The organism is Actinoplanes sp. L3-i22 (assembly GCF_019704555.1).
Classification (GTDB): domain Bacteria; phylum Actinomycetota; class Actinomycetes; order Mycobacteriales; family Micromonosporaceae; genus Actinoplanes.
On the sequence record NZ_AP024745.1, the window covers coordinates 9,433,876 to 9,450,603 of the forward strand.

At 71.7% G+C, this 16,728-nt stretch carries 15 protein-coding genes; 3 read left to right on the top strand and 12 right to left on the bottom strand.

The features are described from left to right. Positions 1-5: 5 nt before the first annotated feature. On the bottom strand, positions 6-1,385 hold the full coding sequence (gene eccD, locus L3i22_RS42005) for a type VII secretion integral membrane protein EccD (protein WP_221323004.1): 1,380 nt from the start codon (positions 1,383-1,385) through the stop codon (positions 6-8). Between the two features lie 119 nt (positions 1,386-1,504). Between eccD and L3i22_RS42010 the strand changes: the two genes are divergently transcribed. Then, positions 1,505-2,446, top strand: coding sequence for a GlcNAc-transferase family protein (locus L3i22_RS42010; protein ID WP_221323005.1), 942 nt, complete (start codon positions 1,505-1,507; stop codon positions 2,444-2,446). Here the strand turns inward: L3i22_RS42010 and eccCa are convergent. From eccCa to L3i22_RS54730, 5 genes are all read right to left on the bottom strand, one after another. Continuing rightward, the gene (eccCa, locus tag L3i22_RS42015; protein ID WP_221323006.1) at positions 2,443-6,390 is read right to left on the bottom strand and encodes a type VII secretion protein EccCa; all 3,948 of its coding nucleotides are present in this window, start codon (positions 6,388-6,390) and stop codon (positions 2,443-2,445) included. The two genes, L3i22_RS42010 and eccCa, sit on opposite strands and share 4 nt — an antisense overlap. 28 nt (positions 6,391-6,418) lie before the next feature. Continuing rightward, a complete protein-coding gene (locus L3i22_RS42020) occupies positions 6,419-9,775 on the bottom strand; it encodes a hypothetical protein (RefSeq protein ID WP_221323007.1) in 3,357 nt (1,118 codons plus the stop codon). Further along, complete coding sequence (locus L3i22_RS42025; RefSeq protein ID WP_221323008.1) at positions 9,775-10,527, bottom strand: hypothetical protein; 753 nt, start codon at positions 10,525-10,527, stop codon at positions 9,775-9,777. Before L3i22_RS42025 ends, L3i22_RS42020 begins: the two co-directional genes overlap by 1 nt. A 79-nt stretch (positions 10,528-10,606) precedes the next feature. After that, positions 10,607-10,912: a WXG100 family type VII secretion target gene (locus tag L3i22_RS42030; RefSeq protein WP_221323009.1), complete on the bottom strand. Its 306-nt coding sequence runs from the start codon at positions 10,910-10,912 to the stop codon at positions 10,607-10,609. Between the two features lie 37 nt (positions 10,913-10,949). After that, positions 10,950-11,633, bottom strand: a complete 684-nt coding sequence (locus L3i22_RS54730; RefSeq protein WP_370644290.1) for a WXG100 family type VII secretion target — start codon at positions 11,631-11,633, stop codon at positions 10,950-10,952. Here L3i22_RS54730 and L3i22_RS42040 point away from each other — a divergent pair. Both L3i22_RS42040 and L3i22_RS42045 read left to right on the top strand, forming a co-directional pair. After that, positions 11,632-12,036, top strand: coding sequence for a YbaB/EbfC family nucleoid-associated protein (locus tag L3i22_RS42040; RefSeq protein WP_221323011.1), 405 nt, complete (start codon positions 11,632-11,634; stop codon positions 12,034-12,036). The genes L3i22_RS54730 and L3i22_RS42040 overlap by 2 nt on opposite strands. A gap of 8 nt (positions 12,037-12,044) precedes the next feature. After that, positions 12,045-12,860, top strand: coding sequence for a hypothetical protein (locus L3i22_RS42045; RefSeq protein WP_221323012.1), 816 nt, complete (start codon positions 12,045-12,047; stop codon positions 12,858-12,860). Positions 12,861-13,090: 230 nt separating this feature from the next. On the opposite strand, the gene L3i22_RS54090 is transcribed toward L3i22_RS42045, so the two are convergent. From L3i22_RS54090 to L3i22_RS42070, 6 genes are all read right to left on the bottom strand, one after another. Continuing rightward, positions 13,091-13,213, bottom strand: a complete 123-nt coding sequence (locus tag L3i22_RS54090) for a hypothetical protein (protein WP_255657572.1) — start codon at positions 13,211-13,213, stop codon at positions 13,091-13,093. Positions 13,214-13,267: 54 nt separating this feature from the next. After that, complete coding sequence (locus L3i22_RS42050; protein ID WP_221323013.1) at positions 13,268-13,951, bottom strand: hypothetical protein; 684 nt, start codon at positions 13,949-13,951, stop codon at positions 13,268-13,270. 135 nt (positions 13,952-14,086) lie between these two features. After that, positions 14,087-14,827, bottom strand: coding sequence for a hypothetical protein (locus L3i22_RS42055; protein ID WP_221323014.1), 741 nt, complete (start codon positions 14,825-14,827; stop codon positions 14,087-14,089). 69 nt (positions 14,828-14,896) lie between these two features. Beyond that, entirely contained in the window at positions 14,897-15,262 is a 366-nt protein-coding gene (locus L3i22_RS42060; protein ID WP_221323015.1) for a hypothetical protein, read from the bottom strand. A gap of 840 nt (positions 15,263-16,102) precedes the next feature. Further along, complete coding sequence (locus tag L3i22_RS42065) at positions 16,103-16,261, bottom strand: hypothetical protein (RefSeq protein WP_221323016.1); 159 nt, start codon at positions 16,259-16,261, stop codon at positions 16,103-16,105. A 19-nt stretch (positions 16,262-16,280) separates the two neighbouring features. After that, positions 16,281-16,667 carry a hypothetical protein gene (locus tag L3i22_RS42070; RefSeq protein ID WP_221323017.1) on the bottom strand — a complete coding sequence of 129 codons (387 nt, stop codon included), beginning with the start codon at positions 16,665-16,667 and terminating at the stop codon, positions 16,281-16,283. Between the last annotated feature and the right edge of the window lie 61 nt (positions 16,668-16,728).

A 16,728-nucleotide genomic window follows, 5' to 3' on the forward strand; every position in this document is an offset into this window, starting at 1 on the left:
TCTTCCTATCCGAACAGGCCGCGAGCCCACGCGTACGTGTGCATCAGCTGCAGGGCGATCGGGAGGATCGCGAGGCCGGCGATCACGTCGAAGACGGTCGCGGTGAACTCCCAGATCGGCAGCAGCCGCCGGGGCCACGGCCGCATCGCGGCCAGCACCGTCACGACCAGCAGGACGAGCAGGATCAGCAGGATGGTGACGAGCCAGCCGGGCGACACCACCGCGGCGGCGCGCAACAGCAGCATCACCACGCCGGCGCCGCCGCTCGCGGTCAGCGCCACCCGCTGCCACACGTTGAGCAGCACCCGGGCCCGCAGCAGCAGGCCGGCCGAGAGCACCGCGGGCAGCGCCCAGGCCGCCCAGCCACCGGCCGGCAGGATCACCGTGTAGAGCACCGGCAGGGCGACGCTGACGCAGACGACCAGGACGCTCAGATAGTTCTGCGCGACGTGCGCGCGGCGTTCCATCTCCTGCGCCGGGTACGGCTCGATGTCGAACTGCAGCTCCCGGCCGGTCTTCGGCAGCTGCGGACCACGCAGCTGCCCGGCCCGCAGCACCAGGTTCGGCGCGAACAGCACGAACGCGAACAGGATCGCGGCGCCCAGCGCGGCCGCGCCCGCGGCGTCCATCCCGGCCATCCGGCGCAGCCCGGCCACGCCGTCGACCACCGCGCCCAGGCCGGCCACGGTGAGGAAGACCGGGTAGAGCAGGCTCGGCGCCCAGAGCCGCTGCACCACGACCAGCACCAGCGCGACCCCGGCCGCGGTCCCGGCGCCCGCGCCCAGCGCGGCGTCCGCCTCGGCGACGTCGGCGACGGTGACCCCGGCCAGCAGGATCGCGGAGAGCCCGAACAGCGTGGACAGTGCCCGGTCGCCGAGGTTGCGGGCGTACAGCACCGCCGCGATCAGCAGGCCGGCCGCGACGCCGCCACCGACGCCGACCCGCAGCGGCAGCTGGTCCGCGTGCCGCAGCACCGCGGTGAGCAGCAGCACGACCGCGGCCGAGACGCCGATGAACAGCGGTCGCCGGTACTCCGGCTGCCACTTGTCGCGCCGCTCGTTGACGGTCTCGGCGATGCCCTCGGAGATGTCGTCGAAGTGCATCTCGGGCAGCTGGTTCTCCACCGGGCGCAGATAGAGCCGCTCCCCCTCGAGCCAGTCCAGCGATTCCGGGGTGCCGGTCGGGTCGAAGGGGCGCCCGCCCATCCGCTGCAGCACCCAGGACTCCTCCGGCCGGGCCAGGTCGAGCCGGCCCTCGGCGGTGTGGTGCAGCAGCACCGGCAGCAGGGCGGCCACCGTGATGGTCAGGGGGACGGCGAGATCCATCCGCCTGTCCGGCCCCTCGACCGAGATCCGGCACAGGTCGCCGTTCAACGCGGTTGTCACGCAAGCATCTTGGCCCGCCCGGAGATCGAGTCCCGCAACCTTGGCCCATAGGAACCACGGTTGTGCCCCTTGAGCCACATTCACTCGCCGCCGGCTCGCGCGTACCCCAGGGTGGCATCATGACGATCTTCGTGTCGATCGCGTCCTATCGGGACAGCGAGCTGGTGCCGACGGTGCTGGACATGCTGGCCAAGGCGCGCCGCCCGGAGCGCCTGCGGTTCGGGATCTGCTGGCAGCACGGCGACGACGAGGACATCACCCCGCTGCTGGAGCACCCGCAGGTCACCGTCCTGGACGTGAACTGGCGGGACGCGCAGGGCACCTGCTGGGCCCGGGCCGAGTGCATGCGGATGTACGACGGCGAGGACCACTTCCTCCAGTTCGACAGCCACCACCGGTTCGTGCCGGCCTGGGACGACAAGATCATGCATCAGCTCCGGTCCGCCGACGCCGACAAGCCGGTGCTCACCGCGTACCTGCCGGTCTACGAGATCGACGAGGAGCCGGATCCGGGCGCCGAGCCGCTGGTGCTGACCGCGCTCGACATCGGCGCGGACACCATTCCGCGGGTCTGCCCGATGCCGATCCCCGGCTGGCGGGACCGGGACCGCCCGGTCCGCGCCCGGTTCGTCTCCGGCCACTTCCTGTTCGCCGCCGGCACGTTCGTCGAAGAGGTCCCCTACGACCCCGAGCTGTACTTCCACGGCGAGGAGATCACCCTTTCGGTACGGGCGTTCACCTGGGGCTGGGACCTGTTCCACCCGATCCGCACGTTCATGTGGCACAACTACGGCGGCTTCTACCGCCGCAAGCACTGGGACGACCACCAGCCGGGCGCCGAGGTCTTCAAGAGCTGGGGCGCGCGCGACAAGCTGAGCCGGATGACCGCCCGCAACCTTCTGCTGCGCAACCCGACCGGCCCGCTGCGCTGCGGCACGGTCCGCACGGTCGCCGACTTCGAGGCGTACGCCGGCCTGAACTTCAAGGACCGCACGGTCTCCGAGGAGGCCCGGCTGGGTACCGAACCCGCCGCCTGGGCCCCCTCGTTGACGCTCGCCTAGACCTCGCCGGTCTGGATCAGCCGGACCGAGCGCCGGGTGACCAGCTGGGCGCGGCCCGGCGGCAGCTTGCGCGGCGGCGCCTCGCCCAGGAACCGGCCCTCGTCCTTGGAGTACGAGAACAGCGTCGCCGGCGTCCCCAGCTCCCACATCCGCCGGATCGCCGGGTCCATCATGGCCCGCATCGCACCCGACGTGGTCCGCGCGATGATCAGGTGGAACCCGATCGCCGCGCCCTGGGCGATCAGCGGGATGAGCGGGTCGAGGACCGACCCCATCCCGCCCGGGTTGGTCATCATCTCGTAGTCGTCGACGACCACGAACAGCTCCGGCCCCTCCCACCAGTCGCGCCGGCGCAGCCGCTCGGAGGAGATGTCCGCCCCGGGCAGGCGGCGGCCCAGCGACACCGACGCCTGCTTGGCCAGCTCGGCCATGTTCTGCGCGGTGAGCGCGTAGCCGACCCGGTAGTCCGCCGCGATCGCGTTGTCCAGGTCCCGGCGGGTGTCGCCGATGACCACCTTGGCCTGCGTCGACGTGTAGCGCTTCGCGATCGCGTCGAGCACCAGCCGCAGCACGTTGGTCTTGCCGGTCTCGTTGTCGCCGAGCACCAGCAGGTGCGGGGTGACCATGAAGTCGTGCCAGACGTCGGCGAGCCGCTGCTCGTCGTGGCCGAGGCAGACCTGGAACTCGGGCTTCGGGGCGGGCAGCCGGACGGCGGGCAGGTGGGCCGGCAGCAGCCGGACCGGGGGCGCCGGCGGGCCGGCCCAGAACGTGCTGATCTCCTCGACGATCGTCTTGGTCGCCTCGGGCAGGTCGTCGGTGGCGGTCCGGCCGTCCAGCCGGGGCAGCGCGGCCAGGAAGTGCAGCCCGGTCGCGGTGATGCCGCGGCCCGGCTGGGTCGGCACCGAGGCCGCCTTGCGCGAGCCGACCTCGGACTCCATCGAGTCGCCGAGCCGCAGCTCCAGCTTGGTGCCGAGCAGGTCGCGCACCCAGGTCCGCACCTCGGACCACCGGTTCGCGGTGACCATCACGTGGATGCCGAACGACAGGCCGCGCGAGGCCAGCTCGCCGAACTGCTGGTCGAGCTCCATGAAGTCCTGCTTCATGGTGAACCAGCCGTCGACGATCAGGAACACCCGGCCGTGCGGGTCCTGGATCCGGCCCTGGGCCCGCGCCGCCAGGTACGCGTTGATCGACTCGAACCCGTGCTCGGCGAACGCCGCCTCCCGCCGTTCCAGCACGGCCCGCAGCTCCTGGATGGTCCGGACCACCCGGTCGCGCTCCATCCGGGTCGCGATCGAGCCGACGTGCGGCAGCCCGGTCAGCGACATGATGCCGCCGCCACCGAAGTCGAGTCCGTAGAACTGGACCTCCTGCGGGGTGTGGGTCAGCGCCAGCGCCAGCACCAGCGTCCGCAGCAGGGTCGACTTGCCGCTCTGCGGGGCGCCGGCGATGCCGACGTGCCCGTCGGCCCCGCTCAGGTCGGCGATCAGCAGGTCCCGCAGCTGCTCGGTGGGCCGGTCGACGACCCCGACCGGCACCCGCAGCCGGCCGTGCATCTCGGCCGGCTCGACGGTCATCCCGCGGATCGGGTCCGGCACGACGCTGGGCAGCAGCGAGTCCAGGCTGGGCGCCTCGGCGAGCGGCGGCAGCCAGACCTGGCGGGCCGGCGCGCCGGCCCCCTCCAGCCGGTCGATGATCACGTTCATCAGCCGGACCTCGTCGGACGTGCTGACCGGCTCCACCGGCCGGACGACCTCCGGTTCGGGCTCCGGGCGCCGGCGCCGGATCATGCCGCTGCCGGTGGTGAACGGTACGACGTCGACCAGCGCCCGGGCGTGCTGCTCGTCGTCGGCGGCCGGGGCGGTCCGCTCGTACGGGCCGGAGACGTACGCCCCCTTGAACCGGATCAGGCTGGTGATGTCCACCTTGAGGAAGCCGTTGCCGGGCTCGGAGGGCAGCTCGTACGCGCTGCCGACGCCGATCACCGACCGCGATTCCATCGAGGAGAAGGTCCGCAGGGCGATCCGGTACGACAGGTGCCCCTCGACCCGGTTGATCCGCCCCTCGTCGAGCCGCTGCGAGGCGAGCAGCAGGTGCACGCCGAGGCTGCGCCCGAGCCGGCCGATCGAGACGAACAGGTCCATGAACTCCGGCTTGCTGGAGAGCAGCTCGCTGAACTCGTCCACGACCAGCAGCAGCACCGGGAACGGGGCCAGCGGGGCGCCGGCCGCGCGGGCCTTCTCGTACTCGAACAGCGACGCGTACCCGGCCGACCGCAGCAACTCCTGACGCCGGGTCATCTCCCCGTTGAGCGCGTCCTGCATCCGGTCGACCAGCGGCAACTCGTCCTGCAGGTTGGTGATCACCGCCGAGGTGTGCGGCAGCCGGTCCATGCCCAGGAACGTCGCGCCACCCTTGAAGTCGACCAGCACCAGGTTCAGGATCTCCGACGAGTGGGTCATCGCCAGCGCGCAGACCAGCGTGCGCAGCAGCTCGCTCTTGCCCGAGCCGGTCGCGCCGATCAGCAGGCCGTGCGGGCCCATGCCGCCCTGCGCCGACTCCTTCAGGTCCAGCTCGACGACCTCGCCGTCCTCGGTGACCCCGATCGGCACCTGCAGCCGGGCCCGCTGCGCCTGCCGGGACCGCCACAGCCCGGGCACGTCGAACGTGTAGGCGTCGCGCACCCCGAGCAGCGTGGTCAGCTCGAAGTCGCTGCTCATCGGCTCGTCGACCAGCTCCAGCGTGCCGCTGGTCCGCTTCGGGGCGAGGATCCGGGCCAGCGTCTCGGCCTCGTCGACGCTGAGCGTGTCCGGGGCCGCGCTGCCGGTGGTCTCGCCGGCCGGGAACTCCACCGTCTCGCCGTCCACGGTCAGCCGCAGCACCCGCGGCCCGCCGGGCAGGTCGTTGGTCAGGTCGAGCAGGCCCACGTTGCGGATGCCCTCGCCGAGCAGGCGCGAGCTCTCCGGGATCGCCGTGTGGTGCGCCACCACCAGGATGTACGGCTCGGTCGCGCTGGGCACCACCGACCGGTCCAGGTCGCCGCGGTCGGCGACGTCCGGCCCGAGCAGCTCGAACAGCTGCTCGTGGTCGTCGGCGAACAGCCGGACCGGACCGGCCGCGTCCTCGGCGGCCGGATGCGCGCTGTGCGGCAACCACTTGACCCAGTCCCAGTGCTTCTCCCGCTCGGCCGGGCCGCACAGCAGCACGACCCGGAACTCGTCCGGGGCGTGGAACGTGACCAGCTGGGCGATCATCGCGCGGGCCAGGCCGAGCGTCCGCTCCAGCTCGCCCTCCAGCTCGATGCTGGTGAAGCTGCGCACGCCGACCGCGATCGGCACCCCGGACACCGTCCGGTACGCCTCCCCGAACCGGCGCAGCGAGATCGACGACAGCGGTTCCAGGTCCTCGATCGGCTTGGTCGACGGCGCCACGTACTTCACCGACGAGCCCTGCCGGCCCAGCCCGATCCGGACCCGGCCGAAGTCCTCGTGGCTGGGGCGCCGCTCCCAGATCCGGGCGCCCATCGCGATCGACCAGAGCGCGCCCGGAGCCGGGTTGTTCCAGAGCACCGACTGCCGCTGCTCGCGCGCCGACTGCCGGGCCTTCTTCCGGATCTGCGCGATGTAGCGCAGGAAGTCGCGCCGCTCACTGCGCATCTTCGTCTTGCGCTCGGCGGCGTTGCGGCCGATCTGCATCGCGCCCATGCCGGCCATGCCGACCGCCATCACGATGCCCATCACGTACATCGCCGGCGACCGGTTCGACATGCCGTAGAGCAGGAACATGCCGCCCATGCCCAGGCCCATCGGGATGACCATCATGAACGCCCGGAAGTCCGGCTGGGCCGGCTCGGCCATCACCGGCGGCTCCTGCAGCTCCACCTGGCCGTCGGGCAGCTTCGGCGGATCCACCCGGGGCGGGCGCTTGACGGTGACGATGCTCATCTGTCTCGGCTCTCTGTTCCGGCGGCGGTCATCCGAGGACGCCGCCGACCGTGTCGTCGCGGTTTCCCCACTGCGTGTCGTCGCGGTCGAGCAGGTCGGCGGCCCGGCGCTCGGCCGGCTCCTCCTCGTCGGCGTCGTCGTCGCGGTCCAGGCCCATCTCGATCCGGGTCCGGCGGACCCGTTCGGCCCGTTCCTCGGCGAGCCGCGCGCGATCCTCCGGCGTCAGGTCCGGGCCGCCGGAGCGCAACGGCATCTCGGCCAGCAGCACCGCCTCGTAGGACTGCCCGGACGGCCGGGTCCGCGCCCGCGGTTCGTCCTCCGGCGCCGGGGGCGGCGGAGGCGGCGTGGGTTCCGGGCCACCCCACGAGGACGGGTCGTCGTCACCCTCGATCGGCGCCGGCATCCCGTCGGTCTCCCACGGCAGCGGTTCGCTGTCCCAGGACCCGAAGTCGTCGTCGGACTCCCGGACCAGGGCCACCTGATCCGGCGGGATCTCCTCGACGACCGGCCCCCAGGCACGAGGTTCCTCGGCCAGCAACTCGCCGGCCCCGGAACGCTCCTCCGCCCGCCTGCGCTCCCCCGGGATCAGCGGCGGCGCGAGCAACGGAATCTCGTCACGGTCAGCACGGTCAGCACGGTCAGCACCGCCGATCTCCGGCGCGGCCACGGACGTCGGCCCGGCACCACCGACAGCCGGCGCGATCATCGGCGCCGGGTCGCGGTGGCTGCCGCGCTCCCGGTCGTCCTCGGCCATCCGGTCCCGGTCCGCCCGCCGCTTCCGGTCGCTCTCCCCAAGACCGACAATTGGGGGTACGAACGGAAGCCCGCCCAGCAGCGGCACCGGCAGCACCGGCGCCACGTCCCCCGAGCCACCGGCCGCCGGCTGACCCCGCTCGGCGCCCGCCGGGGCATCCGGGGTGCCGGCGCCCGGCTCCCCGTCCCACACCTCGTCGTCCCCGGTGACCAGCCCGGACGAGTCCGACCGCTCGGCCGCGCCCCGCTGACTCTGCGGCGGCGACATCGGCGGCATCATCGGCATCTGCCCGCCCGAACCCGCCCCGCTTCCGGAACCCGAGCCACTACCGTCGGCCGGCGACTCCACGGACGGAATGCTCGGCGTGGTGACACCACCGGGCGTCTCCAGCCCGGTCCCGCCACCGCCGGCGCCGGGCGCGGCACCACCGGAAGCCTCCGGAGCACCCGGAACCGAACCCGCGTCCCAGTCCTCCGCATCCCCACCGACCAGCCCGGACGAATCCGGCCGATCAGTAGCACCGGTCGCCGACTGCGGCGGCGACATCGGCGGCATCATCGGCGTCTGCCCACCCGAACCCAACCCGGTTCCGGAACCCGAACCACTACCGTCGGCCGGCGACTCCACGGACGGAATGCCCGGCACGGTCACACCGCCGAGACCCGAACCCGAGCCCACGCCACCACCAGCACCGGCGCCGGGCGCGGCACCACCGGAAGCCTCCGGAGCACCCGGAACCGAACCCGGATCCCAGTCCTCCGCATCCCCACCGACCAGCCCGGACGAATCCGGCCGATCAGTAGCACCGGTCGCCGACTGCGGCGGCGACATCGGCGGCATCATCGGCGTCTGCGCCCCCGAACCCAACCCGGTTCCGGAACCCGAGCCACTGCCGTCGCCCGGCGACTCCACGGACGGAATGCCCGGCGTGGTGACACCGCCGGGCGTCTCCAGCCCGGTCCCGCCACCACCGGCGCCGGGCGCGGCACCGCCGGAAGCCTCCGGAGCACCCGGAACCGAACCCGGATCCCAGTCCTCCGCATCCCCACCGACCAGCCCGGACGAGTCCGACCGGTCGGTGGCGCCGGTCCCCGACTGCGGCGGCGACATCGGCGGCATCATCGGTGGCGAGCCCGCCCCGGTGCCGGAGCCGGTGCCGGACCCACCGCCGAGCCCGGTGTCGACGGGCGCGTCGACCGAGGTCAGCGGCGGGATCACGGCGTCCGAGCCGGACGTCCCGCCACCCGCGGCGCCGGGCGCGTCACCGGCCCCACCGAAGTCCGGTGCCGAGGCGCCGGACCCGCTGCCCGCGCCGCCGCCGGCCCCACCCGGCGCGTCGGCGCCGTCGAACTCCGGGACCGGGGCGTTGGCCGCGCCCTTGTTCCCACCCGAGCTGCCGCCGGGCGTGTTGCCGCTGCTGAACGCCGGGATCGGGGGCGTGGCGCCGGTGCCCGTACCGTCGCCGGTCTGATCGAAGCCGGGGAGGCCGCCGCCGGCACCGCCGGGAGCGCTGAAGGCCGGCGGGTTTTCGCCGTTGGTGCCGGGCGGGTCCGGCGTGTCGGCGGTGGCCGGGTCCGGGATGTCGGTCGGGTCGGGCACGTCGTCCGGGCCGGCCAGCGCCGACGTCGAGATCGGCGCGTCCGGCGGCGGGACGTCGGTCGCCGACGGGTCCGGGACGTCCGGGCCGCCGGTCACCTCGTCCGGGGCGTCCGTGGAGAGCGCCGGCGGGGTCGGGGTCGGCGTGGCGGCCACCGAGGGCGTCGGCACGCTGCTCGGCGGCGGCGTCGAGGAGAGTTGGGGCGGCGCGCTGGACGAGATCGACGGGGTCGGCGGCAGCGAGGACGACTCGAACGGCGGCGGGCTGTACGACGGCACGCTGTTCGACGGCAGCGAGCTGTTCGGCGGCGGCGTCGAGCTGCCACCGGTCGGCGAGCCGGTCTCCGGATTCATCGGCTGCGGGGTGTTCACCGCGCTGGTGCCGAGCCGGACGTACTCGACGACCAGCTTGCCCATCACCTCGCGCATCGCGTTGGTCATGATCTCGGGCAGGCCGTCGACCTCGCTGACGTGCACGACGCCGTCGCCGTAGTCCTTGACGTAGTTCGACGCCCAGCTGGCGTAGAAGTGGTCGACGTAGAGGACCTGCTTCTGCGCCCACTCCAGCATGTTGCCGCTGTGGAAGAGCTGGTTCGGGACCGAGACGCCGAGCTCGCCCTCCCCGCCGTTGATCCGCTCGGCCTGCCGTTCCAGGTAGTTCGCGACGTCCAGCATCTTGGCCTTGAACGTCTCGGCGGCGGTGCCCTGCCAGGCCCGGCCGTCGCCGGCGAGACCCTTGATCTGGGCGGCCAGGTTCTTCGCCACGCCGCGCATCACCGACTGGGTGTTGTTGAAGATGTTCCCGGCGTCACGCAGCGACTGCGGATTGACCAGCGCCGCGGCGTCCTGGGCGGCGGTGGCCGCGCCGTTGGCGTTGTTGACCGCCGAGGAGCCGGTGAGGACCGCTTCGATCCACTTCCAGTCCTTGTCCGTGTAGTCGTAGACGTTGCCTTCGCTACCGGTCTCGCCGCTCGCGTAGATGCCGTTCGGCCCGGTCGAGACCAGCGGGGGCGGGGAACTGGACGGATCGGCCATCAGGCGTTCTGCCCGTTCCCGTTCCCATTGCCGTTGCCGTTCCCGTTGCCATTTCCGTTGCCGTTGCCGTTGGTCTCGGTGCCGGTGCCGTCAGTGCTGGTGTTGCCGTACTGGCCGTAGTGACTGATGTTGGTGAACGCGTCGTTGAACACGTTGTTGAGCTGCTGCGCGGTGATCCCGTTCCACTCCTCGGTGGAGTCGTAGTCGGTGATCAGCGTCTCGATGTCGGCGCGGATGTAGGTGAAGGTCTCGCTCACGCTCTGCAGGAACCGCAGCGTGTCGCCGCGCAGGCCGGTCTGGATCGCCGCGCTGATGTGCACGCCGGCGCCGAACGTGCCCGGCGCGACCTTCACGTCCTTGACCGAGGTGTGCTCCTTGACCACCAGGTCCTCGAGCATCTTCAGGTTCTTCGCGAACTGCCGCAGCGCCTCGGTGCTGACCGTGACCGAGCCGCCCTTCTCGCCGGAGGTGTTCAGCGGCGGGGGCAGGACCTTCGTATCGTCCAGCGGGTCCTTCGGCTTGTCGTCCGGCATGTCGGTGTCCGGGTTGTCGTCGTTCCCGGACAGCGTCGGCGGCTTGCCGTCGGTCCACTCGTTGACCAGCTTCTCCACCTTGTCGTGGATGGCCTTTTCCTCGGGCGTTCCGGCGCTGTACTCCGTACCCCAGGCGAAATAGGTGTACTTCTCGTCCTCCGTGATGGTCCCGGAGTCGACGAGTTTCTCTGCGATCTCGGAGGGTGCTTCGCCGGACATGGCTTCCTTTCGAGGCGGGGGTGACGGGTGGACACCGGATCCGGCCGGCCGTGCGACGGGACCGGCCGGATCCGCGGGATCAGCGGCCGGTGTAGGTGTTCGCCCAGATCTGCGAGGCGCGCTGCTCGGCGCCGCCGTAGCCCTCGGAGATGTTGTAGAGCGAGACCCGGCCGGACTGCAGCGCCTGGCTCATCGTCTGCAGCCCGGCCCGCCACTCGGCCTCGGCGTGCGCGTACGCGGTCTGCGCGTCACCGGTCCACTCCTGCAGGTGCGCCCGGCTGTTGCGCTCCAGCTCCTCGAGGGCCTGCTTCAGGTTGTTGTTGACGGTGTCCATGTGGTCGAGGGTGTTGTCGGCCACGGTGAAGTTGAACTTGTAGGAACTCATCTCAACGCCTTTCGGGAGTCGGTTTCGGGGGTGGCGATCACATGCCGGGCAGGCCGCCGGAGGGCGCCGCCACCGGGGCGTCCTGCACGCCGTTGCCGAGCGCCTGACCCCACTGCTGGGCGAGGTTCGAGGCGGTGTCCTCCTGGCCCTCGTACAGCTTCGCGTTGCCGCCGAGGCTCTCGATCATGCTGATCAGGGCGGTGATGACCCGCTTGAAGCCGCCCTCCCAGTTGTCCATCGCCTGGTTGAAGTTCGACGACGCGGTGCCGTCCCAGGTGCTCTGGAGAACCGACATCTCCTGGTTCACACTGGACAGCTGCCCGTTGAAGATCTGGACCTTGCCCTCGAACTCGACCCGGGCGGCGGCCATGCCCTCTTGGGTAGTTCCGACGTTCTGCTGCTGAACTGCCACTGTTACCTCCCGCGAGGGCCCCACTGGGGTGGGGATGCCCGCTCTGTCTAGGACGCTGCGATGCGCACGCTTCGCGTCAGTGGAGCGTCCCAGCCGAGTAGATGACGGCAAATGCCCGAAGCACCGGGTGTGCCTGCTCGGGCCGCGATGCTGCCCCGACTGACATCCGGCCCGCGCCGGCGCCCGCCCGGTCGCGCCCACGCGGGTAAGTCTCTTTCCCGTCCCGCCCCCATCGGCCCGGTTTCCCTTGCCGCCCGTCCGCGGACCCGGCTTTGCTGAGGGATCACCGACGGAAGAGGGGCCGAGCATGTCCGACGACCACCGCCTCGAGACGATGTTCGAGGAGTACCAGCGGCAGCGCCTGAGCCTCACCGAGCTGCACCAGCGGATCCAGGCGATCAAGGCGACCGCGTCGTCGCCGCGCCGGGAGATCGACGTGACGGTGAACCACGGCGGTTCGGTCACCGACATCACGTTCAACGGGACGGCCTACCGCAAGCTCGCGCCCAAGGACCTGTCCGCGCTGATCCTCAAGACCATCGACGACGCCAAGGCCAAGGCCGTCGCCGAGGCGGCCGAGCTGATCGCCCCGATGATGCCGCCCGGGTTGAACGCCCGTGAGCTGCTCGCCGGCAGCCTCGGGCTGGACCGGATGGTCCCGGCCGACGGGCCGCGCCTGCCGCAGATCGTCAACGAGCAGCTGCGGCGATAGGGGGCACGATGTCCGACGAGCCGCTGTACGTCGACCCGGAACGCCTGGCCGCGCACGCCCGCCCGTACGAGTCGGCGTCGCACGACTGGGCCCGCCTGAAGAGCCGGGTGACCGACATCCGGGCCCGGTACGCCGGCGTCTGGGGCGACGACGACCTGGGCAGACAGTTCGGCCCGTCGTTCACCGAGGGACTGGACTCGGTCGAGGGCCGGGTGAACGTGGTCAGCACGACGCTGGGCTACTACAGCGAGGGGCTCGTCGAGAACGGCAAGATCTACGGGGAGGCCCGGGAGGACGCCGACCAGTCGACGTACCTGCTGCTGGTGGACTCCGAGATGGTCGGCGGCTACGAGGCCCCGGCCGACCCGAACGCGCCGGCCCGGCGGTACATGACCCCCGAGGGCGAGGGGACCGAGCGGCCGCTGCTGCGCCGGGCGATGACTATCCAGGGCCGGATCCTCACCCCGGCCGAGGAGGGCGAGGTCACCCCGCTGAGGCCGATGCTGGCGAGCCGCCGGCTGGCGGTCGAGGGCGAGACCTACCAGCCCGACGAGGAGGGCCAGGCCACCCCGCGCCTCCTGGCCCGCGGCAAACTGCTGACCCCGGACGACGAGCTGACCCCGCTCAAGCCCGCGCTCCTGATGCGCCGCGAGGCCGTGGCCGACCCCGGGACCGCCCCGCTGGAGCCGCTGCTGCCGGCACGCCGCGAGGCCGTGGTCGAGCCGGAGACGCCGTTGGAGCCGACCCGGTCGCACGTCTTCTACCGCAGCGTCCACCCCGCCACCCCCGCCATTCCCGCCGTCCCCGCGGAAGAGCCGGAGTAACCGCACCACATGGACCTGCACATCCCCGACGACCCCGAGTACCAGTGGGCGTACACCGCGATCCTGATCGCCTCCGGCGAGCAGCTCCCGAAGGCGGACATCACCCAGCTCCGGGCGATGACCGCGGAGCTCACCGGGGTCGTCGCCGGGATGATGGCCCTGAGCACCGGCATGGGCGGCCTGTCGACCAGCGTGTACAGCGCGGTCAGCGGCCAGACCGCGCGTGAGTTCTACAACGCCACCCGCAACGTCACCGACGGTGTCCCGGACGACGTCAACCTGCTGCAACAGATGATCTCGCAGGCGGACAACTTCACGCTGGACGCCGAGCAGACCCAGTACTCGGTCGCCATCGCGATGTTCCTGACCGTTTTCGACATCTTCCTGGCGCTGGTCTCCGGCTTCTCCTACCTGGTCCCGTTCCACATCGCGTCCGGCGGCGGCGTGGTCCGCGCGCTGATCCAGGGCCTCAAACTGCGGCACGCCGGCCGGGCGCTGTCCAAACTGCACATCCCGCCGCTGCCGAAGATGCCCAAGGCGCTGCCGAAGACGACCCCCAAGGACGTCCCGCACACCACCCCGAAGCCCACTCCCAAGGACACCCCGACCCCGACCCCCAAGGACACGCCGACCCCCACCCCGAAGGACCCGCCGGCGGCCGAACCCACCCCGCAGCCCCTGCCCAAGGACGCCCCCACCCCGAAACCCAAAGACACCCCGACGCCTTCGGCGAAACCCCCGATGACCAAAAAAGAACAGGCGATTCGGTACGGCGGGGAAGTCGTCCAGGAGGCGATCGAGGAAGCCGCCCAGGAGATGGCCGAAGAGGGCGCCGCCATGGGCATCCAGACCGCCGAGGGCAACCGCAAGGTCGGCCAGGTCAACTGGAACCAGTGGCTGATGGCGGGCGCGGGCGGCGCCATGATCGGTGGCGTGGCCAGCGCCTGGAGCGGCGCGGTCAAGAAGATCCTGCCGAACTTCTCGGCCGGCAAGGACGGGCGCGCCATCAACGGCGCGATCGGCGAGGTCCTCGGCGAACTCGGCTTCACCAGCATCGTCGGCGGCGACTTCGTCCCGTGGGCCACGGTCACGTCCTCGATGCTCGGCTCCTACGGCGTCGACTACGCCCACCAGGCGAGCAACAACCTCGCGGGCGTCCCGCACGGCACCGGCGGCCACGGCTCCGGCAACGGCCACACCACGGTCACCCCGCAGTCCGTCCAGAACTATTTCAACCAGCTCTCCGACACCCTGCGCACCGCCGGCGGCGACTTCACCCAGGTAGCCCCGGTAGTGGACGCCCTCGGCACCGACGTCGTCAACGAGATGACCGGCCAGCCCCTCACCAACGGCCCCACCGACCCCACCACAAGCACCGCCACCGACACCCCACCCCCAGCCACAGCCACAGCCACCGGCACAACGCCCCCAGCCACAGCCACAGCCACCGGCACAACGCCCCCAGCCCCAGCCACAGCACCACCGGCCGCGGTCACCGGCGCTCCACCCCCGGCCACAGCCAGCGGCGGTATCCCCACCAGCACCAACTCCCCCATCACCACCGACAGCCCCGCCCCCGCTCCGTCATCCCCGTCGGCGCCCGCCCCCGCACCTTCCTCGTCGTCCCCCGGTGCCGCGCCCTCATCGCCGGCCACCAGCACAGCAGCCCCGGCCGCCCCGTCGTCGTCCCCGTCCACCTCGACACCCGCTCCGGCGACCTCGTCCCCTTCCTCGACCACGACGGCCCCGGCCACCTCGACCGCTGCCCCTCCGACATCCACATCCGCGCCGACAACCTCCGGCGAGGGCGCCAACACCTCTCCCTCGTCGCCGACCAGCGGCTCGACCACCCCACCCACCAGCGGATCAACCACAGCCAGCGGCCTCCCCGGCTTCGACACCCAACCCGGCACCAGCCCCGCGCCCGACACCGCCGACAACACCAACTCTCCCGCCACCAGCACCACCGCTCCCAGCTCCAACGCACCTCAGCCCAGCGCCGACACCAGCACCAGCACTCCGAGCTCCAGCGCACCTCAACCCAGCGCCCCCAACTCCACCACCGCGTCCACACCCCAGCCCGCCGGGTCCTCAACCAGCACGGCAGCCCCCGCCACCAGCACTTCCACCCCCAGCACCAGCGCGCCCCAGACCAGCACCTCCCAGCCGGCCCCCCCTCCGACGACCTCCCCGACTACGAACACGCCGACCACGTCCCCCTCGCCGACGCCGACACAGACGCCGGCGAATCCCACGACGACATCCCCGAGCACAACGGCGTCCTCTCCCACGACGCCGAACTCGACCTCAACCCCCACACCCACCCCGGCAACCCAGACCACCTCGACGTCAACCCCGACGCCAACCACCCAGAACACGTCCCCGTCGACAACGCAGACCACGCCTCAGTCCGCGCCCGCTCCGTCCCCGTCGACAACGCAGACCACGCCTCAGTCCGCGCCTGCTCCGTCCCCGCAGACGCAGACCGCCCCGGCAACGCAGACCGCCCCAACGCCGGCCCCGACACCCATCGCCACCGAGGCCCCCGCGCCCCCGACCGCGACCGAGGCCGCCCCGCCCACCGAAAACCCGCCGTCCTACCAGGAAGCCACCGCCACCGACCAATCCACAACGGACCAAACCCCCGAAGCTCCCCCGGCCTACGACTCCTTGGAAACCCCTCCCCCGGCCTACGACTCCCTGGAAACGCCTCCCCCGCCTACGGCTCCCAGGACTCCCCGCCAGGCCGATTCCCCGACCACCGCCACCCCCGACCCGGCGAAAACTTCCGTCGACTCCCCAAGCCCCCCACCGACAAAGCCCCCACCCAGTCACAAAACCCCGCACCGCAGTCCCCCCGACCGACCCCCGAAGCCCCCACGGCAAAGATTTCCACCGAGACCAACACCCCCGACGTCAAAACCCCACTCGAATCCGACGTCAAACAGGCCGTCGACTCCATCGCCCCCCACCACCACCGCGGCGGCGACAACACCCCCACACCCGGAATATCCGAAAAATCCGGCCGCGGCGGCTACCCCACCCCCACCTCGAGCAACAGCCCGCCCCCTGGCCTGGAACAACGACAACGACAACGACAACGCCGACGACAACGCCGAAAACGACAACCAACGCACCGACCCCACCGGCCCGATCCACGTCCCCGCCGGCCTCCGCCTGATCGACGCCAAATCCCACCCAGGCCACTTCGACCACGCCGCAAGAGCCCCCAAAACCCCCACCTACCAGGTCTTCGCCCACGGCACCCCGACCGGCATCACGATCGGCCCCCGCACCATCACCGCCCCCGAACTCGCCACGATGATCAGAAACGACCCGGCCTGGAACAACAGACCGATCCGCCTGATCGCCTGCGACACCGGCGCCGGCCCCACCAACACCGACCGGTTCATCAACGAGCTACGGCAACACCTCCCCGGCGTACGCATCGATGCCCCGCGCCGAACGGCCTGGACCACCGCGAACGGCGACGTCTTCGTCGCCGGCGCGAAGATCGTCGGCGGACGCCGACGCCCGGACCTCACCCCGCACCCGGACAACGCCTGGTCCACCGGCACCGCCCAGCGGAACCCGGACGAGACCGACGACTCCCGCGAGACGATCAAAAACCGCCCGGTCACCGAGTCGATCACCGCCGAAAGCCGCCCCCCGACCGAGGTCGATCTCGACCCGGACGACCCGTGGGCGATCGGCGTCGAGATCGAGACCCAGTTCGCCCTGGACACTCCGGGCGACGTCGACGTCGGCTACGCCACCGTGCTCGCCCAGACCCGCGACGGCATCCACCCCGCGATCAAACTGGTGATGGACCACTCCGGCGGCGAACAGATCATCGAGATCGTCACCG